This window comes from Larkinella fluvii, from assembly GCF_051857545.1.
Lineage (GTDB): Bacteria > Bacteroidota > Bacteroidia > Cytophagales > Spirosomataceae > Larkinella.
Genome location: NZ_JBPZHB010000009.1, coordinates 467,700 through 490,300, shown reverse-complemented (window position 1 = coordinate 490,300; position 22,601 = coordinate 467,700). Strand labels below are relative to the sequence as shown.

17 protein-coding genes are annotated in these 22,601 nt (G+C 51.8%); 6 read left to right on the top strand and 11 right to left on the bottom strand.

Translation table 11 applies throughout. The annotated features are described in order from the left end of the window. Window position 1: 1 nt before the first annotated feature. From ACS5NO_RS25275 to ACS5NO_RS25265, 3 genes are read right to left on the bottom strand one after another with little or no spacing between them, the layout of a single operon-like run. Window positions 2-1,438 carry an MOP flippase family protein gene (locus ACS5NO_RS25275; RefSeq protein ID WP_439417698.1) on the bottom strand — a complete coding sequence of 479 codons (1,437 nt, stop codon included), beginning with the start codon at window positions 1,436-1,438 and terminating at the stop codon, window positions 2-4. A 17-nt stretch (window positions 1,439-1,455) separates the two neighbouring features. Continuing rightward, a complete protein-coding gene (locus ACS5NO_RS25270; RefSeq protein WP_439417697.1) occupies window positions 1,456-3,684 on the bottom strand; it encodes a GumC family protein in 2,229 nt (742 codons plus the stop codon). Between the two features lie 14 nt (window positions 3,685-3,698). Beyond that, complete coding sequence (locus ACS5NO_RS25265) at window positions 3,699-4,430, bottom strand: TolC family protein (protein ID WP_439417696.1); 732 nt, start codon at window positions 4,428-4,430, stop codon at window positions 3,699-3,701. Between the two features lie 466 nt (window positions 4,431-4,896). On the opposite strand from ACS5NO_RS25265, the gene ACS5NO_RS25260 reads away from it, so the two are divergent. Together ACS5NO_RS25260 and ACS5NO_RS25255 are read left to right on the top strand one after the other, a co-directional pair. Further along, complete coding sequence (locus ACS5NO_RS25260; RefSeq protein ID WP_439417695.1) at window positions 4,897-6,120, top strand: glycosyltransferase; 1,224 nt, start codon at window positions 4,897-4,899, stop codon at window positions 6,118-6,120. A gap of 18 nt (window positions 6,121-6,138) precedes the next feature. Next, complete coding sequence (locus tag ACS5NO_RS25255) at window positions 6,139-6,759, top strand: acyltransferase (RefSeq protein ID WP_439417694.1); 621 nt, start codon at window positions 6,139-6,141, stop codon at window positions 6,757-6,759. A gap of 5 nt (window positions 6,760-6,764) precedes the next feature. On the opposite strand, the gene ACS5NO_RS25250 is transcribed toward ACS5NO_RS25255, so the two are convergent. From ACS5NO_RS25250 to ACS5NO_RS25230, 5 genes are all read right to left on the bottom strand, one after another. Beyond that, window positions 6,765-7,631, bottom strand: a complete 867-nt coding sequence (locus ACS5NO_RS25250) for a beta-1,6-N-acetylglucosaminyltransferase (protein ID WP_439417693.1) — start codon at window positions 7,629-7,631, stop codon at window positions 6,765-6,767. After that, on the bottom strand, window positions 7,632-9,347 hold the full coding sequence (locus ACS5NO_RS25245) for a GMC oxidoreductase (protein ID WP_439417692.1): 1,716 nt from the start codon (window positions 9,345-9,347) through the stop codon (window positions 7,632-7,634). It lies immediately after the preceding gene. Between the two features lie 13 nt (window positions 9,348-9,360). Continuing rightward, window positions 9,361-9,933 carry a gluconate 2-dehydrogenase subunit 3 family protein gene (locus ACS5NO_RS25240; RefSeq protein WP_439417691.1) on the bottom strand — a complete coding sequence of 191 codons (573 nt, stop codon included), beginning with the start codon at window positions 9,931-9,933 and terminating at the stop codon, window positions 9,361-9,363. 136 nt (window positions 9,934-10,069) lie between these two features. Continuing rightward, window positions 10,070-11,503, bottom strand: a complete 1,434-nt coding sequence (locus tag ACS5NO_RS25235) for an O-antigen ligase family protein (protein WP_439417690.1) — start codon at window positions 11,501-11,503, stop codon at window positions 10,070-10,072. A 41-nt stretch (window positions 11,504-11,544) separates the two neighbouring features. Further along, window positions 11,545-12,723: an acyltransferase family protein gene (locus ACS5NO_RS25230; RefSeq protein ID WP_439417689.1), complete on the bottom strand. Its 1,179-nt coding sequence runs from the start codon at window positions 12,721-12,723 to the stop codon at window positions 11,545-11,547. Window positions 12,724-13,259: 536 nt separating this feature from the next. Between ACS5NO_RS25230 and ACS5NO_RS25225 the strand changes: the two genes are divergently transcribed. Next, complete coding sequence (locus ACS5NO_RS25225; protein ID WP_439417688.1) at window positions 13,260-13,709, top strand: response regulator transcription factor; 450 nt, start codon at window positions 13,260-13,262, stop codon at window positions 13,707-13,709. A 274-nt stretch (window positions 13,710-13,983) separates the two neighbouring features. Continuing rightward, entirely contained in the window at window positions 13,984-15,171 is a 1,188-nt protein-coding gene (locus tag ACS5NO_RS25220; RefSeq protein ID WP_439417687.1) for a glycosyltransferase family 2 protein, read from the top strand. A gap of 110 nt (window positions 15,172-15,281) precedes the next feature. Here the strand turns inward: ACS5NO_RS25220 and ACS5NO_RS25215 are convergent, their stop codons facing one another. From ACS5NO_RS25215 to ACS5NO_RS25205, 3 genes are all read right to left on the bottom strand, one after another. Further along, window positions 15,282-16,994 carry a GMC oxidoreductase gene (locus ACS5NO_RS25215; RefSeq protein ID WP_439417686.1) on the bottom strand — a complete coding sequence of 571 codons (1,713 nt, stop codon included), beginning with the start codon at window positions 16,992-16,994 and terminating at the stop codon, window positions 15,282-15,284. A 14-nt stretch (window positions 16,995-17,008) separates the two neighbouring features. Then, window positions 17,009-17,563 (bottom strand): gluconate 2-dehydrogenase subunit 3 family protein, encoded by a 555-nt coding sequence (locus ACS5NO_RS25210; protein ID WP_439417685.1) that lies wholly within the window; start codon window positions 17,561-17,563, stop codon window positions 17,009-17,011. 144 nt (window positions 17,564-17,707) lie between these two features. After that, window positions 17,708-18,580 (bottom strand): AraC family transcriptional regulator, encoded by an 873-nt coding sequence (locus ACS5NO_RS25205; RefSeq protein ID WP_439417684.1) that lies wholly within the window; start codon window positions 18,578-18,580, stop codon window positions 17,708-17,710. Between the two features lie 268 nt (window positions 18,581-18,848). On the opposite strand from ACS5NO_RS25205, the gene ACS5NO_RS25200 reads away from it, so the two are divergent. Beyond that, window positions 18,849-20,726, top strand: a complete 1,878-nt coding sequence (locus tag ACS5NO_RS25200) for a sodium:solute symporter family protein (RefSeq protein WP_439417683.1) — start codon at window positions 18,849-18,851, stop codon at window positions 20,724-20,726. 495 nt (window positions 20,727-21,221) lie between these two features. Further along, entirely contained in the window at window positions 21,222-22,442 is a 1,221-nt protein-coding gene (locus ACS5NO_RS25195) for a glycoside hydrolase family 130 protein (protein WP_439417682.1), read from the top strand. Window positions 22,443-22,601 lie beyond the last annotated feature (159 nt).

The following is a 22,601-nucleotide window of genomic DNA, read 5'->3' as shown; positions in this document are numbered from 1 at the left end:
TTTACAACGACTGTCGGAATGTCCTGATTTCCGGCAGGGTTACTTTATACCGCAACGTCAGGGTTAAATAGATCAAGCCGCCAATGGCAACTTCCGCTATGGTATTGAGCACCCCGGCATAACCGACAAAATATTTATAGGCAAAGATCATCAGCACCATCAAGGCACAGAAACTAAGCGGTTTAATAATGTTCGCTAAAAATTCTTTTATAAAACTTCCAATGAGTGAATGAGCAATGTAAAAATTCAGGATTAAACTGATGAAGGTGGTCGTCAGATACGAAAAAGCAATACCCGTCACGTGCCAGTATTTCCCGAAGAAATACAGCAACGGCACCTTGATCACCAGGGTAGCCAGGTTTAAGTAAAACAGCAGGTTGGGTTTCCCTTTCGTGAAGGCCAGGGTGAACAGCGGGTGGGCCAGACAGCCAAAAAAACTTTGGAAAACAAAGATCTTGATCAACGGAATGGTGTTGTCCCAGCCCGGCCCGTAAAACAGCGGAACAACGCTTTCAGCGGTGATGTATAAACCGGCCAGTAACGGCAGATTCAGGTAACTGATGATGTCCAGAATTTTCAAATACGAGTTTTTTAATTCCAGATCATTGCCCTTCATCTTCGCCAGAACCGGGTAGGCTACCTGCAAAATAATGGGATTCAGTTTATTGATGGGAAAAACCGCCAGTTGATAGGCGATAGTATAATAGCCCAGCGACGTTACACCCAGCAAACTGCCGACGATAATGTTATCCGCATTCCCCTGAATAAAACCAATTAAACCGTCACCGACATTGAACAACCCAAACCGGAGGTGTTCTTTAATGATGCTGAGGTTGAAATAAAATGAAGGGATGAAATACTTCAAACCGAGGATAATCGACAGCGCCGTTCGGACCACGTGCATGATCAGATAACCAATGATGAGGGACGTCTCGGCAAATCCATTATAGGCCATGGCAATGGCAATGGACGTACCGGTAAAGGTGCCGATGATTTCAATAATGGCGACCGATTTAAATTGCAGTTCTTTCTGGAGAATGAACAGATAAATCTGGCCTAAATAATTAATAATGAAATAAAAGGAAGCCAGCTTAATGACTTTGTCCAGCCGGGGTTCGCGGTAAAACGAGACGACGAGCGGGGAGCTGAAATAGACGATCAGGAAGACGGTTCCTCCCAGTAATAAACCCATAAAGTACAGGGTTGAAAGTACTTTGGGGTCGCTTTCCTGCTTGGAAATGATGGAGTTGGAAAAGCCTAGATTGCTGAAAATGAAAAAGAAATTGATGATCAGCGTGCTGACGCTGACCACGCCAAAAATTGACGGTTCCAGAATGCGGGCCAGAATGGAAACCTGCAGAAACTGGAACACCGTCGAAATTACGGTGGAAATTGTGATCCATTTCCCGCCACTGATGGCCTGTTGTTTCGTACTCATGTTCCTTTAAAAATCAGCTACGATAGTTTTCCGTATTGAAGCGTCCGCTGGTTTTCCAATGAACGGAGGGTGCGTTGTACTTCCACCGAATGCTCGGGCTGAACCGGTCTTTGCTGGGCATCGGCCTTGCTGGGGGCGTCGATGTAACTGCCGTCGACCCGGTTCAAGACCGTTACGACCGTGTGGGTGGCAATTTTCAGGTACATCTCCAGCACTTTCCGCTCCGTTCGGGCCCAGATGCTGTTAACATCCGTCACCAGAATCGAAACTGTACTTTGATCGATCAGATAAACCGGGATCGGACTGCTGATGAGCGCTGGTATTTCCAGAATGATCCGGTCGTATTGGGAGGCATCGAATTTGGTTTCTTCATCGAACAGGTAATCGATTTCCGTGACGTTCATCAGGTCCGAGCGCCGGGTGTAGGGGAAAAATGTAACGCCTTCCTGCTCGATTTTCTGCTGCTCGTCGTTCAGGCGCGGATAACAATAGGCGACCTGCTGGCCGGCTTCGGCATACATCCGGCCGAGGCTGTTGGCCACCCAGGTTTTCCCCTGTTTCGACCGCACGCTGAACAGCGTGATCAGGGGCGGATACGGTTTTGTCGCGGTGGTTTTGATGATCTCGAAATTGATCGCATTGCACAATTGCTCGAACATGCTCAGGGCCGTCCGTCCGGCTTTGGAGTCGATCGTAAACTTGCGAACTGTCGGGAAAACGGCGGCAACGGGTCGTCCGATCAGTGACTCGGCCTGTTCCGGCGAGCTGATCCGGCGGTCGATCCAGAACCGGATGGCGGTCAACAACAGGGCAATGAACAAGCCCACGCCGAAGCCCAGCGCAATGAACAGCCACCGTTTCGATTGCGCATCATACGGAAAATTTGGGGCATCCAGCGTGGTCAAGGCCCCTTCGACAGAAATGTCCTGGCGGTGCGTAATGGCCTGATTCAGATAGTGTACCGACGCTATGTGGTCTTTTTCGGCCTGTGTCAAATCCCGGTTTAGCTGCCGAAGTTCGGATTCCAGCGGGCTGTATTCCTCGGTTTTGGCCTGGTATTCGCCCATGCGGGATTTGTAGACTTCGAGCCGGGCCGACGATTCTTCAAAGTCGATTACCTTCTCCAGCCACTCGTTCAACAGGGTGCGTTGCGGGATGGATTCGGGCGTACTTTCGGCCGCCGTATAGTTGCGGGCGGTTACTTTCAGGGCTTCCGAGGCCTGTTCGACCCGGTTCTGCAACCGCGTAACGACATTTTGTGGCTGTCCATACGCCTGGGCGTTGACCAACTGATTCTGCGCGTCGGTTAAATCCGCCTGTTTGGCTTTCAGATCTCCATTGGCCAGCAGCAGAGGCCCCAGTTGCCCCAGGCGTTTGTTCAACGCATCCATGGACGCCTTGGCAGCTTTGTTGGTCATCAGCTCCTTGTTGTAATCACCGGAAAACAGCTCCCGCGAAGCCGCGACGTTTTTCGATTCTTCCTCGAAATTCAGCAATTTATGCTGCACACTGAAAGCCCGGAGTTTGTTTTCGGCCTCATCCAGTCGCTTCTTTGTTGCCTTTGTCTGTTCTTCGTAATAACTGACCACCGAGTTGGTCTCGGCGGTTTTCAGGGTCGTATACCGTTTATTCAGGATGGTAATGGCATAACTCAGGGTTTGCTGCGCCACCGCCGGATCATAGGATTCATACTCCAGATCAAGCATATCGCTGGGGCTACGGCGCGTTGCTTTTAACTTTTTTCCAATCGTTGCGATCGAGCAATAGGCGTACGATTTCATCAGGACAAACTGAACGGGGTTGTCGGTAGCGGTGCGGGAGAGGCTGTCGATCCGGGCGTGCAGCGTGGCTTCGTCCGCATTTTTGGTCAGCGAAAGCCGCAGATTTTCCGGAATGTACAGACGCAGTTCCTGGAAGGCCGGTTGTGACAGAATTTTACCGTCCGGCTTGTCGAGCGGCAGATGGCGGGTCAGCAAATCTACCCCAATTTGACGCAGGGTTTCCTTGGAATTGAGGGTAGTCAGCAAGTTTTCAAAAGCAGCCGCCGAGTGGTCGATAAAACCGGCCTGCTGATCCGAAAGCAACGAGTAGCCGGATGCCAGCCCCGTGTAGAGGGTTGCCTGGGATTTAAAAACCCGGGGGTCATCTTTCGTAAAAAAATAGACTGAACCCGCCGTCAGAGCAGGAATCAGAATAAACCAGAGCGCATGTTGTTTTAATAGACGCAGGAAAACCCGTGGTGTCATTGACGAGATTGGAGTTATTTCCGTTTTAGTTGTTGAATCGGAACGCCCACCGTTGCTTCGAGGTAGAAGACGTTTTTCAGGAATTCACCACGTGCCTGTTCGGCAATGGACTTCGTTTGGGCATAGCCATTGCTGGCCGTGGCCATACTTTTCGGATCGATGCGTCCCTGCTGGGAGTCGGCTTCGGCAATTCGGTAAACCGCGAAAGCCGCCTGTTCATCCTGAATACGGATTTTCAACACCCGCTGCGAGGTCATCAAGTCCTGATAGACGGTAACCAGATCTTTTTTTAATTGCAACTCGGCAATTTCCTTTTTAATTAGTGATGTCTGATAATTGGCGCGGGCCTGCCGGATTTTATGCCCTCTGCCAAACAGGTCATACAAACTGATCTGAAGCCCGACGCCCGTCCGGTATCCATTGGCAATCTGCCCCAGTGCATCTGCCCCAAAAGAGGTGTTCGACAGAATCGCCTGGTTCCCGAAGGAATAATTGGTAAAACCGGTCGCCGACTCCAGAATCTGAATTTTAGAAAGTTTGTAATCGGCATTTTGGGTTATAATCGATTCATTTTCCAGCCGGATCAGGGGAGACCGGGTGAGGGCGAGTTTGTAGATTTCTTCAAAAGGCAGTAGTTGGGTAGACAGATCCTGGGTAATGTCGAGGTAGAGGGTATCGTTGGTTGCCGAAGGCGCTTGAGCAGCGGGCGTTTGGGCGGTGGGAGCCGTCGTTTGACCGTAAAGCAAAGAGGTTATAAATAGACAACAGAAGGGCAATATGATACCCTTTCGATGTGTATTGAATACTAAATTTAATAATCTGGATGTCATCACGAAGGATCGGCCCGTCGAAGGTCGCATGGTATAATTAACAGAATACTGGTAGCAAAAACAGTACCATTCTGTGGTTGCGGGGTTTGTATTGCATCCGCAGGGATAAAGTAGGTATTTATATTAACTAATTGTTTTTCTTTATATTGTAGGCGGATGAGTCTTCGTATAGATACAGAGTTACCCCGCTAATATTTATTTCGAAAATGATTTGAGCCTGTTCCAATTCAAATTATCAGACAAATGATCAGATACGTTAGTCATCCGAAAATTAAGCATACTATTTGCTCTGTCCTTCCTGGAAAGAGAATGGTGAAGATGTTGTTTATCAGACATAAATAAAAGATCATCGAGAAAGTCTAATCAGGTATCATACGGAATCATGAATAAGTTGTCTGGCAGAACGAATTTTGTCATCACTTCCCGGCAGCCCTGGGAGGAAAAGCAGTTGGGCAGCAACATTCGGGACATGGCCCGAACCTTGTCCGAAAACCATTCGGTGCTGTTTGTCAACGAACCGCTGGACTGGTCGGCGCGGCTTTCCAAAAAATCGGGCCGCGCGCAGCGACGCGATGAATTTGTGGCCGAAAACCAAGGGAAGCACCTGTTTCAGGCCGAACCGAACCTCTGGGTGTTGTCGCCCCGATCGTTGTTAGGCTCTTTCAACTGGTTGCCCGATACGCCCCTGTACGATTGGGCCAACCGCTACAACGGGACGGTTTTGTCGAACGAAATCAAGCTGGCGGTGAAGGAGTTAGGTTGGAAATCTTTCGTGCTGATCAATGACAATGACATGCTTCAGGGCTTTTACCTGAAGGAATTGCTCAAACCGGCGGTGTATGTCTACTACCTGCGGGATAATTTTCTGGCGGTCGATTTCTGGAAACGGCACGGCGAACGGCTGGAACCGCTGCTGATGAGCAAGGTCGATCTGGTGGCCAGTAATTCGCTCTACCTCGCCAACCAGGCGGCCCGGTACAACCCGCGTTCGGTTTATGTGGGGCAGGGCTGTGATCTGAAAATGTTCGATCCGGCGGCTATCCACGAAATACCGGCCGACATGGCTGCGATTCCTTATCCCCGCATTGGCTACGCCGGCGCGCTCACCGGTTTGCGGCTGGATGGTGGTCTGATCGAAACCGTAGCTCGCCAGCGGCCTGACTGGCAGATGGTTCTGATTGGCGCCACCGACGACTCGTTCCCCACCGAACGGTTGAAAGCCCTGCCCAATGTGACGTTTCTCGGTCCCAAATCGCCCCATCAGATTCCGGCCTATCTGGCGGCTATGGACGTATTGATCAATCCGCAGGTCCTGAACGAAGTGACCATCGGGAATTATCCGCGCAAAATTGACGAATACCTGGCGATGGGAAAACCGGTGGTTGCCGGTAAAACGGAAACGATGGCGTTGTTTGACCGACACGTTTACCTGGCCGAAAACGCAGAGCAATTTGTTGCCCGCATCGCCGACGTTCTGAATGGTAAAATCCTGTCGTCGCCCGACGAACGGATTGCCTTTGCCTGGGAGCATACCTGGGCTAATTCGGTGGGTGCCTTAACCGATGCCATTGATCAACTGCTTGTTTCTCAGCCCCAAACCACCTGATTCGTTTCTGAAAACCGTATGAAAGCGTTCATCGACCGCAACCCCCGGCTAAAACACCTGATCCACTGGCTGTTGATCCCCCGGCATGAGGCCCGGCCCCGGCGATGGGTGAGCTGGTTCGTGAATCCGTTCATTCACAAACGGCACCGGACGTCGATGATCCGGTCGTCGGTGCGGCTCGATGTGCTGCCTTTCAGCCCGTTTGCGCTGGGTTCAAACAGTGTGATCGAAGCGTTCAGTGTGATCAACAATGGCGTGGGACCGGTTTTGATTGGGGATCGGTGTACGGTCGGCATTGGGTCGGTGGTGATTGGACCAGTGACGATCGGGACGGATGTGATCATTGCCCAGCACGTCGTACTGTCGGGCCTGAACCATTCCTACGAAGACGTGAGCCGGTCGATTCGGGAACAGCCCGTCGTTACCCGGCCAATTGTGATTGAAGACGAATGCTGGATTGGCGCCAATGCCGTCATTACGGCGGGGGTCACCATCGGGCGGCATTCGGTGGTGGCGGGGGGGAGTGTCGTGACGCGGAACGTTCCGGCATATTCCGTGGTGGGTGGAAACCCGGCCCGCTTGCTGAAGCAGTATGACCCGGTCGAAAAAACGTGGACAAAACCGGCGGTTCAGGTCTGAAAATGTCAGCGTTTCAGGAATGAAGCGTCCAGAATGTCCATGATTTCGGGTTCCGTCGTGCTGTTGAATTTTCGGGCGAAGAGCTTCCCGGAGTTCCGCAAGGCGGTTTCATCCGCGATAGTCAGCGTTTTCGGGCTCGCGTTTCCTTCCGACCAGTCGATGTAGCGCAGGTTCTCGTTGCGCATCGCCGGTTTGAAAGCGGAATTATACAGAACGGTTTGAAAAATCAGTTCGTCGGCCCCCCAGGTCATTTTAAAAAAGCGGACGACCTTCGGATGTTCCCGGAGATACAGCAGAATGTAGCGAACAGCGCCTAAAGTAATCGTAAACCATTGAGAACGGCCCACAAAGGTTAGGTTTTCCGGGGCTTTCCGGTTGGGTAATACCGCATTCAGCAGCTTTTCGACCGCGTATTTTCCGGAAAAAGAATAATTGATGAGGTGGTATTTTTTCACCCGGGGCAGAGCCTCGTGCCATTCGTAATCTACCGACAAAAACTCCATGAACTGCGTTCCGGCGTTTTCTTTCAAAAAATCATGGATAAAACCGGGTGGTCTGAGCGGATAATCCTGACCACTCAGCAGATTGATGTATGCATACGGAATGCCGGAAGCAACGATTTCTTCAAACCCGTTCAGCGTGGCCTGAACAATGCTGTAGGCTCCCCAAAACACCTTTTCCCGTTTTCGGATGAAGAAAACGTTCAGGTTTTTCCGCATTTTCAGGAAAGGCGTCAGATCGGTTTTTTCGTCAATGTGAATGTAAAAATCCGCATTTGGGTGCTGCAATGACTGAATCAGGCGGCTGAGTTGCTCGGGTTGTCCGTGGGCCAGAATCAAATGGGCCAGTTTCAGGCGGTCGTTCGCTATCATCTACAGATTTAATTTCTTCAGTTCAGAAACCGCATGGGCGCAGGCGCGGGCCGTCAGCGCCATGTAGGTCAGCGACGGATTCTGGCAGGCCGACGAGGTCATGCAACTGCCGTCGGTAATATACACATTTTTGACATCGTGCATCTGGTTGAAAGCGTTGAGCACCGACGTTTTGGGGTCGCGGCCCATCCGGGCGGTTCCCATTTCGTGAATGGCCGAACCCGGTGGCTGGTCGAAGTAGAATTTTTCCACCTTTTTGAAGCCAGCTTTTTCGAGCATTTCTGCCGCGCTGTTTTTAATGTCCGACCGCATGTTGATCTCGTTCTCGCGGTACTTAAAATTAATTCGAACGAGGGGTAAGCCCCATTGGTCGCGCTCCTCCGGGTCAATGGTCACCCGGTTGTCGTCGTAGGGGAGGGTCTCGCCCCAGGCCCCCATCACCACGTTCCAGGGGCCGGGCGTCGCGAGGGTGGCTTTCAGCGATTCACCAAAACCGCTGGTGCCCCGGTATAATTCACCCCACTCGGCCCGTTCGCCCCGGCCCTGGTAGCCAAACCCGCGCAGGTAGTCTTTGCTCCGGGTCTCGGGACTAATGTTTCGGAAGCGGGGAACGTAAAAACCGGTGGGCCTCCGACCGCTATAGTATTGATCCTGAAAGCCTTCAAACTCGCCCTGTGCTCCTCCCATCATGAAATGATCCATCAGATTCCGCCCGACCTGATCGCTCGAATTGCCCAATCCGTTGGGAAATCGGCTGGAAACGGAGTTCAGCAAAATCGAGGCTGTGGCAATCGTTGAGGCATTCAGGAAGATGATCCGGGCAAAATAATCGGTCACTTCGTTCGTGCGGGCATCGATCACCCGAACGCCGGTCGCCCGGTTTTTGTGTTCGTCATACAGCACTTCGGCGACGATGGAATCCGGCCGTAACGTCAGGTTTCCCGTATGGGCAGCTGCGGGTAATGTGCCCGAATTACTGCTGAAATACCCACCAAACGGGCAGCCCCGGTTGCACAGGTTCCGGTGTTGGCAGGGGCCACGCCCGTTCCAGCCGCGCGTGAGGTTCGCAACCCGGCCAATGGTAAGAATCCGGTCTTTGTAGTGACGGCGAATCTGCTGTTTCAGGTGGGTTTCCACGCAGTTCAGCTCCATAGGGGGCAAAAACTGGCTGTCTGGTAAATGGGGGAGCCCTTCGGCCTGACCGCTGATGCCGACAAATTTCTCGACGTAATCGTACCAGGGTTCAATTTCCCTGTACCGGATGGGCCAGTCGACGGCAATGCCGTCTTTGGCGTTGGCTTCGAAATCCAGTTCGCCGAGCCGGTAGCACTGCCGTGCCCAGGTGAGCGAGCGTCCGCCCACCTGGTAGCCCCGGATCCACGAGAACGGCTTTTCCTGGACGTAGGGGTGTTCTTGGTCGTTGACAAAAAAATGTTTAGTGGCTTCGTTATACACCGGACAACTGCTTTGAACCGGACTTTGCCGCCGGTCCTGCAACACGGTGCTAAGCCGGTAGGGAAATTCCCAGGCGTTTTTCTCGGAGGTGGGGTAGTCGGTGATGTGCTCGACGTTCCGGCCCCGTTCCAGCACCAGCGTTTTCAGGCCCTGCTCGCAGAGTTCTTTGGCGGCCCAGCCACCACTGATGCCGGAACCGACGACAATGGCATCGAAAGTATACAATTCTTTTCCGTTGTTTTTAACAGGAATGGGGGTCATGGAAAGGTCGTGGTTAGCGGATGGCCCAGGATTTTTGTCCGGCAAAAAGCGGAATACAACCGGTGTAGTGGCCAGGCGTAAAAACATAGGCCAGCCCTTGGGTTGCGCCGGTCATCGACGTGTAATACCCGACGCAGGTGTATTCTTTCAGGGTGGTAAAAAACGAATTGCCAATCAGTTTCCGCTCCACTTTTCCGGGAATTCCCTCAAACGGTTTTCCGTCTTTTTCGAAATGCCGCATTACCTCGTTTTGCTCCTGCCGGGAGCATCTTATGTACGGTTTTCCAAACCGGCTGATGCTGTAAGGATCGACGGCTTTCAGGCCTTCGATGAAGCGGTTTTGGGAAACCTTCAGCGTGTTTTCCAGCACCATTTTCAGGATAAAATCGGGGACACCGGCGGCAATGGCGCCCGGCGTATCGGTAGCCGGAATAATCGTTTCAGCCAAAGCCGCCAGGAGTTCTTTCTGGCTGTGGATGAACACCAGATCGGGATTTTTGTACCAGGAAATCCACTTGAAGCCATTCACGATTATACTGCCAGTTCCCAAAAGGGCGATTCCCAGAATGGCTTGGCGACGTTTCATAGAGGTTGAGGAATAAGGATTAAAAGTATAGGTATTCGGTTTACTGTATTCGGTTTTCGGTGGCTGACGCAGGCTACCGGTCGGGTTTGTAACTGCGTTAGCCACCGAAAACCGAAAACTGAAAACCGAAAACCGCCTAGCTCTTGTCCCACCGATTGCAGGTGGTGAACAGGAGTGCGTTGATGAACAGCATGGAACTGGTGGGGAACTGACCCAGAACCGGGTTGGAATACCCCATGACGGCGATGCCGACAAAAACGGCCACCAGGCCCCGCATCGTGGAGGTGAGCCAGGGGTCTTTCAGGTGCCAGACCCGGTAAACCCCAATCGAAATCAGCGCGATCAGCATCATAATGTACAGAACCATGCCCACCCGGCCGGTTTCGATCCACAGCTCGACATACCAGCTATCCGGCGAAATCTGGGCGGCCCAGTGGTTGGGCGAAAACCGCTGGCCCGTATCGAGTGAGGTTCCAATGCCCGCGCCGAATGGCAAGTCTTTCAGGTAATTAGCCAGTTTTTGCTGGTTTTTCAACCGCAGCAGAAACGACGGATCTTCCAGCGGGTTGAGGGCCGTTCGCATGCGTTGAATCTGGTAATTACCGCTACCGGCGTTGGTGTATTTCAGGACAAAAAGCAGGGGAGCCGCCACGCAGATCCCGATGGCAATTTTGAGCAGATCCCGCTTCATGAATAAATAAAAACCGTAGCCGGCAATCAGCACAAAAAGGGCGCTGCGCGTTCCCGAAACGGCGTAGCCCCAGAAATAGACCAGCAACAGGAACAGGTACCCCAGCTTACGCGGTAACGTTTCGGATTCAAAACTCCAGATAAAACAGAGGAGTGAAACGGCGGCCATTTCGGCCCCAAACTGCGAGGCATCGGTGTAGAACGAGAAACTGCGCAGGTGACCAAACAGGATGTGTGTCGAAGCGGCTCCCGAGTTGAGCCAGATCATCTCATTGGTGGTCAGGCCAATGTATTGCTGTTTGAACGCCCAGAGGGCCGCCAGAAAGGACCAGACGAGCCAGGTTCGAAGAATAATCAGGATATCGCCCCGCGTCAGGTCGATGACCAGCATGGTGCAGGTGACAATGAAAAAATGCAGGGAAAAGGACCGGGCGTGAAAAAACCAGGCGGCCCGGTAGGGCGATTCCGGATTAAAGATTTCCAGCACCGTGTAAAAAAACCAGATTCCGACGAGGTAAAAAGCCGGATGATGCAACCGTTTCCACGACAATCGCCGGTTGTTCACGATCAGACTCAGCACGGTTAGTCCGAGAATGCCGTCGATGATCATCCCGAATGGAATGCTGACGGGCAGAAAGCGGGCGAGGGCATTGACCAGAAAACTGAGCTGCACATAGACCAGAAAACCGAATTTGGGCTCGGCCAGCACACCTCCCACCAGAAGAAGCCCGAGCGGTAGGATGATAATAACCGCCGATCCGAGAATTCCTAGTCTGGCAATTAGGAAACCGGAAGCTACGGCAATGAGTGTTCCAAGCAGGCTGAATAACCAGAAGTTCTTCTGTATGGTGTACGATAAGGAAGCGGTCTGATTGCCCATTTTTGCGAATTGGAACCCCTGGCAGGGCGCTCACGGTACGGTTATTTGGTGTTGGTCAGGGTCGGTTGGATAGCGTCGGTAGCGCCGGGCGAATTGACAACCGGCTCGGCAATATTGTCGCCACTGACAACTTTGGAATACTTGATTTTAGCCTTGATAAAACGGCGTTCAAACCATTCGTAGGAGGCCGCAGCCAGGAGAATGGTCAGCAGAATGCTGGCAGTGTAGAGCAACCAGTTGTTGCCCGGAAAAACGGGTTGCAGCAGTTTGAAAGCGATTAAGATCGCGATCATGTGGTACATATAGATGCCGAACGAAATCTTGCCGAGGTAATGTAAAACCGGGTGTTCAAGCTTGATGAGTGTCTGTTTATTGGCGGCCAGGTTGAGAATGATTACCGCAAACAGACAGGCGTAGGTTTCCTGGTGCAGATACGGTATTTCAACTCCCCGAACGATCATGAAAGCCGTTAGCAGGTAAACGGCGGCTTGCAACCAGCGGTTGAACAGCACGCGGAGGATGCCTTCCCGGCGGTAGAAAAGTGCCCAGGCAATCACCCCGCCAATCGCCATGCAATCCACGTTGAAGCTGTTCCAGAATTTTGTTATAAAGCTGATTGCCTGATTGGTAACTCCCATGGAGGTTAGAAAGAGCAGGCCAAACTTGATCAGCAGATAAACCACAATCGTGCCTAAGGCCACCCGCAGCGGATGGCCCACCTTTTTCATGAGCAAAGGCCAGAAGGCGTAGAACTGCTCCTCCACCCCAATCGACCAGGTTTGGTTAATGTGGGGTACGGGCGTAGCCACCAGGTTGGGCAGAATAACAATGAACAGAATGACTTTGACCAGGAAACTTCTGTGCAGTAAATCAGAATAAATCGGAATGTCAAAAAACGGAATGTGGGGCAGCACGAACAAGCCTAAAACCACGATCAGGTAATACAGCGGCCAGATTCTGAGCACCCGTCGCAGGTAAAAATGGCGGATTGCAATCGTACCCGTAACCGCTCTTTCCTGCAAAAGCAGGTAGGTGATCAGAAAACCGCTCAGGACAAAAAACAACACGACACCCAGCTTCCCGATCAGATCGACGAAGGGCAGGTGCCAGTAGTTATCAACTTTGAAAATGAGCTTGATTTGTTCGATGTGGTGAATGATCACCCAAAGAGCAGCGATGAATCGTAAGCCGTTTAAGTTGGGAAAGTAGACTGCTCGCATTGTGCCGGTTGTGTTCACGGGCTACCGTTGAAAAACAGTCATAATCTGTCAGAAGTAGCCTTGAATACTAATCACATATCGTGCCAAGTGTGTCTGGTAATTTAGGTATTCTGTATAATGGATGATACCCAGAGTAGAAATACGGTAACATTTATGCTCTGACGTCCTAACCCGGTTTGTTTTCCGGTAATTCAAATATGAGTAGCATGATTAATTTCTTATATTGCAAAAATAATTACACATTTTGTTTTGACTTCAAATTAGGTACTCTATATTTGTCCCGGTGTTTGATAATAATGACAAGCGAAAGGAAAGTGATTTAGTAAAAAAATAGGTTAAATTTCTAGTAGACAGGAGATTAAAATGTGATTTGGCCAAATATAACTAGATTTAAAATTCATGTAGATGCCGCTTTTATATCTGATATTTGCCCGTCAATTCGTTAAAATTGAATTATGGTGTAAGTGTTTTTACTTATAATAGAAATGTTGCCGTAAATTTTTAGTGTCTCGATTTGAACCAAACAACAACTTGCTATGAAAGTCCCAAAAATAAACCTGTTGATTGTAGAGAGTAACCGTTTCCTGGTTCGTATTCTGCAGGAGACGCTTGCCGCCGAGTTCAATGTGATTGTGGCCTCCAACGGGAATGAAGCCATGAATTTGCTCGAAAAAGGCCTTTCTGCCGATTTTATTGTTACCGACCTGAAAGTGCCGAAGGTGGACGGTTTGGAATTGATCCAACTGGTTCGCAAAAGCAGCCGCTACCATTCGCTTCCGATTCTGGCCCTGTCGGGTTCAGAAGACAGCAACTTCCGCATTCGGTGTCTGGAAAATGGCGCTGATGATTGCATGACAAAACCGTTCAATCCCCTCGAATTGCAGGCGAAAATCCGGGCGATGCTCCGTCGGGCGTCGAATGCCTTTTCGCGGCCCGTGGTTGGTGCGGCCCCCTTTTACGCACAGACCGTACCTGTCCGGGCTTAATACGTATTTTATTACCAGACATTAATTTCTCTGTCCTACTGATTGAAAGTAGACCCCTGAAAAGTAAGTAACCCAAGCCCTAATGGAAATCTTTGGGTTGAGAATACACTTAACTGATTAAATGGTATATTATTTGCTGTCAGATCGACATGAATCTGATGGTTAGAAAGAGGAAGATCGCCGTAGAAAAAAACGCCGTATCCTGGGTGAAACGAAGATTATCAGACAAATTGACAAGCAGAATTGATTTGTACAGTGATAATTTTACCAGATCATGGATTTTGTAGGGTATCTGATTTTTCTGCCGATCGGTCTGTACCTCGGATTTAATATTCTGTATCTTCTTATTTGTGCCGTGGCAGGCTGGTTTGGCGGAGACGACAGCGAACCCGCGAGCAAAGCCACAACCCGCACCCGCCGAATTGCCGTTCTGGTACCCGCCTACAAGGAGGATAAAGTCATTCTGGACTCGGTCCAGGCCAATCTTCAGCAAACCTATCCGTCTGACTCCTACGATCTTTTCGTGATTGCCGACTCGTTTCGCGCTGAGACCTTGCAACAGCTTGCCCAATTTCCGGTCAAAGTGCTGGTGGTGAGTTTTGAAGAATCGACGGTTCAGAAATCGTTGACAAAAGCCCTTGAACTTCTTCCGGAGCAGGTCTACGACATTGTGCTCGTTTCCGATGCCGACAACCACATGGCACCCGATTTTCTGCATCGGATCAACCAGGCATTCGATTGCGGCTGGCGGGCGGTTCAGGGCCATCGGGTGGCTAAAAACACGAACACCAGCGTAGCGGTTTTAGACGCCATGAATGAAGAGGTCAACAACCACCTGTTTCGGGGCGGACAGCGGGCGCTGGGCTTCTCGGCATCGCTGATTGGGTCAGGCATGGCGTTTGAACCCGATACGATGAAGCGGGCGATGGGCCAGATTCGGTCGGTGGGGGGCTACGACAAAGAGCTGGAAATGCTGCTGTTGACGGAAGATATTGAGATCGCATACCTGAAACAGGCCCTGATTTACGACGAGAAAGTGCAGAATCTGGAAGTGTTCGAACGCCAGCGAACCCGCTGGATTGCTGCTCAGATTCACTTCGTAAAGCTGTATTTCGGCACCGGCATCCGGCAATTGATGAGGGGAAACTGGCATGCTTTCAACGGGTTGCTGAAGGCGCTGCTCATCCCACGCGTTTTGTTTCTCGCACTCCTGTTTGTGGGGACACTGGCTGGCTTGGTGATTGGAAATCCGATGGTTTGGGGCTACTTTGGCAGCATGTTGGCAACGCTTCTGTTCAGCCTCCTGATCTCGATTCCGGGTTACCTCTGGCAGAAAATCTCGATTCGGGATGTGCTGACTTTCCCGTTGCTGGTTTTCCGAATGATGCGTTCCCTGCTGAAAATCAAAGCCGCCGGGAAGAAATTTCTGCACACGCCCCACGGGGAAACGAGCGTAAAATAGATAAAGAGTTATATCGCAGAGTTGAGCGGAGAAAAAAGGAGTTGAGCAGAGTTTATTTTTCTCTGCTCAACTCCTTTTTTCTCCGCTCAACTCTGCGATATAACTTAATTCTACAGATTCATCTTTTTCATCTCTTTCACCGCGTAGTCCACCGCCCGGGCTGTCAGTGCCATGTAGGTCAGCGACGGGTTTTGGGTTGAGGTAGACGTCATCGAGGCCCCGTCGGTCACGAACACATTTTTGACGTGATGCATCTGGTTCCATTTGTTGAGAATCGACGTCTTGGGATCTTTGCCCATGCGGGCCCCGCCCATTTCGTGAATATCCAGCCCCGGATTGCGTTTGTCGTCACGAACGCGAAGGTTCTTAAAACCGGCTGCGGTGAACATTTCCATCATCTGCTCCTGGTAATCCTTCACCATCTTGTCGTCGTTGTCGTCGTACACAATCGACACTTTCAACTGCGGAATGCCAAACGGATCTTTCAGGCTTTTGTCCAGCGCCACGTAATTGCTCTCTTTAGGAATGGTTTCGCCCATCATGTGCGAACCCACACTCCAGCCGCCCAGCGTTGGATTGGCCAGGTTTGCTTTTAGATCGGCACCGAAACCCTCCTGGTTCGACCGGGAAATGCGGTTGGCTGAAAAACCGGCTGCGTAACCCCGCAGAAAGTCAGTTTCCTGTTTATGAACGTTCCGGAAACGTGGAATATACGGGCTGTTGGGGCGTCGGCCTTCGGTGGTCGATTCCAGATACCCGTCGTATTCACCCGAAATGCCCGCCCGGTAGTTGTGGAAAGCGGCATATTTGCCCAGCACACCACTGTCGTTGCCCAGACCGTTCGGAAACCGGTTCGAGGTGGAGTTCAGCAGCACCAGATTGGTGTTCAAAGCGGCCGCATTGACAAAAATGATCCGGGCATAAAATTCGATCATTTCCTTGGTGGTCGCGTCGATCACGCGTACGCCGGTGGCTTTGCCTTTTTTCTCGTCGTAGATAATCGAATGCACCACCGAATGAGGGCGCAAAGTCAGCTTGCCGGTTTTAGCAGCCCAGGGCAGGGTAGAAGCATTACTGCTGAAATACCCGCCAAACGGACAGCCGCGCTCACAAATGGTCCGGTGCTGGCATTGCGCCCGGCCCTGTTGCAGGTGAATCGGTTGCGGTTTGGTGATGTGAGCGGCCCGGCCCATAATGACCGGGCGGTCTTTGTATTTGGCCGCCATCTGCTGGCTAAAGTATTTTTCAACGCAGTTCCACTCGTGCGGGGGCAGAAACTCGCCATCGGGCAAGGTGGCCAAACCGTCTTTATTTCCGGTAATACCGGCGAATTTTTCAACGTGGCTATACCAGGGCGCGATGTCGGCATACCGAATCGGCCAGTCGACCGCAAATCCGTCGCGGGCCGGGCCCTGAAAGTCGAAGTCGCTCCAGCGCTGGGTCTGGCGCGCCCACAGCAGGGATTTGCCCCCCACCTGATAGCCCCGAATCCAGTCGAACGGTTTTTCCTGCACATACGGGTGTTCCGCATCCTTCACGAAAAAATGCGCCGACCCTTCGTGGAAGGCATAACATTTGCCCACAATCGGGTTTTCCTTCCGGATGCCGAGCGGCAACTGCCCCCGGTGTTCCATTTCCCAGGTGTTGAGCATGGTCGTGGGGTAGTCGACCACGTGTTTGACGTCGCGGCCCCGTTCCAGCACCAGGGTACGTAATCCTTTCTCCGTCAACTCTTTCGCAGCCCAACCGCCACTGATCCCTGATCCGATCACGATGGCGTCATACGTGGTTGCTTTTACTGCATCGATTGCAAAATTTGCCATAGGGGTTCGGGCTACTATTTGTTTTGTTGCGTTTTAGGCGTTGTGTTTTTGGCTACCACCGGCACACAACCATGGTACCGACCGGGTACCATTTCGTAGTGGGTGATGTTGTTCATGACGTATTCGGAGGTCATGTAGCCCCGGATGGTCATGCCTTTTACCAGCGAAAAAAATCCTTTTTCGTCGGCGTCCGACGACTGGCTCATGGTTTTCAGCACCTCGGCTTTCTGACCGGCATCGAGCGAGGCAAACGATTTGCTGTAGGTTTTCTGGGCGAGGGCTTCCACGGCCGTCAGTCCTTTGGTTAAACTGTCCTGCGCCGACGGTTCCATGCAATCCGTCACAATTTTCTGAATGAAGGTGTGAACGCCCAGGGCTTTCGCGCCCGGGGTGTCGGTGGCCGGCAGGATGGTTTCCACCACTTCGGCTAAAACCGCATCGGCGCGGGGAGCCAGAAACGACGCTCCGGATGGGAGGTTCGCCGAATTCCAGCCGTTTGCCCAACCCGGCAGACTCACCAGTCCGCCCACGGCCACCGCCAAACTTTTAAGTGCTTTTCGTCTTTCCACGAGGTTATTTTTGGTTTACGGTATTCGGTTTATAGTTTACGGTAATCGGTTTTCCGTCTACGGTGGCTTTCGTTATTCGGTTGTTCGGTATTCATTATTCGCTGTTTTCAGGCATTTCCATTCACGGAAAACCGACGACCGTACTCACACAAAAACCCGGATTCCCGAATAATTCTGCCGGAACTCGCGGGGGGTACAACCGTTTTTTCGACGGAAGATACGGTTGAAATACGACATATTGTTAAAACCGCATTTGTAGGATATTTCGGTGATGGTGTGGGTGGTATCGATCAACAGTCTTGACGCGTGGCCGAGCCGGATTTCGTTCAGGCTGTCGATGAAGGTCTTCCCGGTTCGTTTTTTGATAAACCGGCTGAACGATACTTCCGGCATATTCACGACTTTGGACAGATCGGCGAGCGAAATATCCTTGTCATAATTCGCCTGCATGAACTCGAACGCTTTCTCGATCCGGCGGCTGTGGAAATGCAACGGATCGTTGGTAAACGACGCGTTCGAGAGCGTCCGCATGTTCCGCGAAATCGACAGATCGTGCAGAATCGACATCAGTTCCAGCACCGAGTCAAAACCGCTTTTCTGCGCCAGGGCTTCAAGACGGGGGCGCAGCGACTCGATGGTTTCCCGCGAAAACGCAATGCCTTTGGCCGACCGTTCCAGCAATACCCGGATGAAACTGAGCTGGTTACGCCGAAGCAGTTTTTCATCGAACAAATCGCGGTGAAACTGAATCGTTACCTCATGCACTTCCTGGCTCGGCCCCTGGTGATTGAACCACCCGTGCGGAAGATTGCTGCCCACCAGCACCAGTTCCAGATCCTCGATCACGTCCGTATGATCACCGATGATCCGTTTCGTACCGGCGCCATTGGCAATGAAGTTCAGTTCAAACTCCTCGTGCGAATGCAGGGGGAAATCGAAATCCTTCTTGATCCGTGAAAAAAGCGTGTAACAGTCATTCTGGGTCAGGGGCGTAATTTCCCGGTAAATCGCACTCATCGGAATAGCTGGTGACAGGCAAGACAGAAACAAAGATAGGCAAAAAGTACCATAATTTGGGTGAGTATAGTATCAAACCCTTTTACGAATAACTTAGCTATTTATTGGTAATAATTGTATTTTACAGGTTAAATTGACCTAAAACAGGATAATTGGCAGAATTATCATTCAATTTATAATAGCATTTGTTCAAAAGAATGCTAAAAAAGTATTACTCTGTAGTCGGAAAAAGCGTATACTTTTGGAACATTGAACCAATCTCTATTTCATGAAACTTTCAGCACTTGATCTCAGCATCATAGTCGGCTACCTGGTGGCCGTTATTTTGCTGGGATTGGGGTTGAAAAAACGTGCGGCCCAGAATAAGGAGGCATACATGCTGGGCGGCAAAACCCTGCCCTGGTACATGCTCGGATTGTCGAACGCATCCGATATGTTCGACATCTCGGGCACCATGTGGATGGTGGCGCTGGCGTTCGTCTACGGTATGAAGAGCCTTTGGATTCCGTGGCTCTGGCCGGTTTTCAACCAGGTTTTTCTGATGATGTACCTGTCCGTCTGGCTGCGCCGGTCGAACGTGGCCACCGGTGCAGAATGGATCGGAACCCGCTTCGGCTCCGGGCGGGGCGTAACGGCTTCCCACACGGTTGTCGTCGTTTTCGCCCTGTTGAGTTGCCTCGGATTCATGGCCTACGGATTTGTCGGGCTGGGCAAGTTTGTCGAAATATTCATTCCTATTTCCACCGTCGCACCCTATTTACCTTTCACGGTTTCACCGGCTTACGTCGCCCCCTTCTACGGCATCATTTTTACTTCGTTTGCGGTTTTTTACGCCATTCTGGGCGGCATGACCAGCATCGTCATCGGCGATATTCTAAAGTACATCATCATGACCATTGCCGCGTTCGTCATTGCGTCGATCGCAATGGACAATCTGGCGGTCAGTTCGTTGAGCGTACCGCAAGGTTGGTACACGCCCTTTTTTAGCTGGCATCTCGACGATCTGAACTGGACCGGGAGGATTGAAGCGGTAAACGCCAAAATCAAATCCGACGGTTTTTCGCTGTTTGGCATTTTCTTCATGATGATGACCTTCAAAGGCATTCTGGCGAGTCTGGCCGGCCCGGCCCCCAACTACGACATGCAAAAGGTGCTGTCCACCCAATCCCCTCAGGATGCGGCCAAAATGAGCGGTATTGTATCCATCGTGCTGCTGCCGGTTCGCTACGCCATGATCATGGGCTTTACGGTTCTGGCCCTGTTGCATTTTGATCAGCTCAACCTGCAGGCCCCCAACGGAGCCATCGACTTTGAGAAAATTCTGCCCGCAGCCATCCTGCAGTTCGTTCCGGCGGGGTTGATGGGGCTGTTGCTGGCGGGTTTGCTGGCGGCTTTCATGGGTACATTTGCCGGTACGCTCAATGCCGCGCAGGCCTACATCGTCAATGATATTTACCTGAAATACGTCAATCCGCGCGCATCGAACCGGCGGATTGCCCGGATGAATTACGCGTCGGGGTTGGCGGTGGCCGGTTTTGGTATTTTGCTGGGCTTGTTTGTCCGGGATGTCAACAGCATCCTGCAGTGGATTGTGTCGGCCTTGTACGGCGGTTATGTGGCTGCGAATGTGCTGAAATGGCACTGGTGGCGGTTTAACGCCAGCGGTTTTTTCTGGGGTATGCTGGCGGGGATCGTTCCGGCGCTGATTTTTCCCGCCCTTTTTAAAGAAACCCTGGAGTTGTATTATTTCCCGCTGCTGTTCGGCTTGTCGCTGGCCGGTTGCGTGGCCGGTTCCCTGCTGACACCCCCGACGAAATCCGAAACGCTGAAGTCCTTTTACCGAACCGTCCGCCCCTGGGGGTTCTGGCAACCGATTCACGAAATGGTCGTGGCCGAGGATCCGTCGTTCGAAGCCAACAAAAATTTCAAACGCGATGCGTTCAACGTCGGGGTGGGCGTTGTGGCCCAATGCTGTCTGACGATGCTGCCGATGTATCTGATCGTCAGCATGTACACCGAATTGTCGGTCACGCTGACGATCCTGGCGGTTTGTGCCGTAATTCTCAAAAAAACCTGGTGGGACAACCTGCCCGTTGAGGATGCGAAGCCGGTTTCTGTGGCAGTTTCATCAGTATTAACGCACTAAAATACAGGTAATTGGTACATTGACGAATGGTTGTAATTGAGGTGTTATAAAACCCGGCCATTGATCCCGAAGGGATGCAACAGCACCGCGTTGGAGGTCGCGTGCCTCACGGCACGCGGGAAATAAATCGGTTCTGTCATCTACCGACGCTGCGCTGTTAAGCCCCTGGCGGGGCAAACTATCCTATTCGGGGCAAAACAACCCGAAGGGATGCAACAGCACCGCGTCGGTAGAAATCGAGTGGTTGTGTCCCATTCGGGGCAAATTATCCCGAAGGGATGCAACAGCACCGCGTCGGTAGAAATCGAGTGGTTGTGTCCCTGGCGGAGCAAATTATCCCAGAGGGATGTAACAGCGTAGCGTCGGTAGAAAACGGGTGGATAGTTCAGGCGCTGGCGTGCCGTAAGGTACGCGACCATTCGGGGCAAATTATCCCGTAAGCAGGTAACAGCGCAGCGTCGCCGAATCGATAGAAGAATTCATATACTAGAACCAATGAAATTTGCCTTTCAGGAACGATTGAAAACCTTGGAAGAGGGCCATTTTGAATTGATTTCGCGGCCGAACGAGAAACTCAAACCCGGCAACGGCCTCTTCGACCGCTACCAGTACCCGGTTCTGACGGCCCGGCACACTCCCTTGTTCTGGCGGTATGACCTGAACCCGGCCACAAACCCCTATCTGATGGAGCGGTTTGGCATCAACGCAACCTTTAACGCCGGAGCCATCCGGCTTGACGGGAAGTATCTGCTGGTGGTGCGGGTCGAAAGCAGTGACCGGAAGTCGTTTTTCGCCGTGGCCGAAAGCCCCAACGGAATCGACAACTTCCGGTTTTGGGATTACCCGATTACGATGCCCGAAACCGGCGAACCGGACATCAACGTCTACGACATGCGGCTGGTGCAACACGAAGACGGCTGGATTTACGGCCTGTTCTGTACCGAGCGCAAAGATCCGTCGGCCCGGAAAGGCGACGAATCCTCGGCATCGGCGCAGTGCGGCATGGCCCGGACGCGGGATCTGAAAACCTGGGAACGGCTCCCCGATCTGGTTTCGCCTTCACCACAGCAGCGGAATGTGGTGATGCATCCGGAATTTGTGAACGGAAAATACGCACTCTACACCCGTCCGCAAGACGGTTTTATCGAAGCCGGAACGGGCGGAGGTATCGGGTTTGGTCTGACCGATTCGATGGAAAATCCGGTGATCGACCGGGAATACATCGTGGATGAGAAACGCTACCACACGGTGTATGAGGTAAAAAACGGGCAGGGACCGGCACCAATCAAAACCACGAAAGGCTGGCTGCACCTGGCCCACGGCGTTCGGAACACGGCGGCCGGGTTGCGCTACGTCCTGTATCTGTTTATGACGGATTTAGAGGACCTAACGAAAGTGATTTACAAACCGGCGGGGTATTTTATCGCCCCCGAAGGCGAGGAGCGCATTGGCGATGTGTCCAATGTCGTCTTCGCCAACGGCTGGATTCTGGACGACGACGGGACGGTTTTTATCTACTACGCATCATCGGATACCCGGATGCACGTGGCGACGTCTACCCTTGGGCGTTTGCTCGACTACGTGGTCAATACCCCGGCGGACGGACTGCGGTCGGCCACTTCGGTCGAGCGACTGAACGACTTGATTACGAAGAACCGGCTCTACCAGACCGGGCGGCAGGAAGCCATGCCGACTGCCAACGGGCAAGCGGCATGAAGTAACAATTAAGTAGTGATTACATTTTGACAATGAGTTTATTAGGATCAATTATAGGTTGGTAGTCCGGACAAAGCCAGTGCGTTGAACTGGCTTTGTTTTCCGATTTGGCAACCAATCAAACCCCAAATGACTTTAAAAACCACGTTCAATTCCACC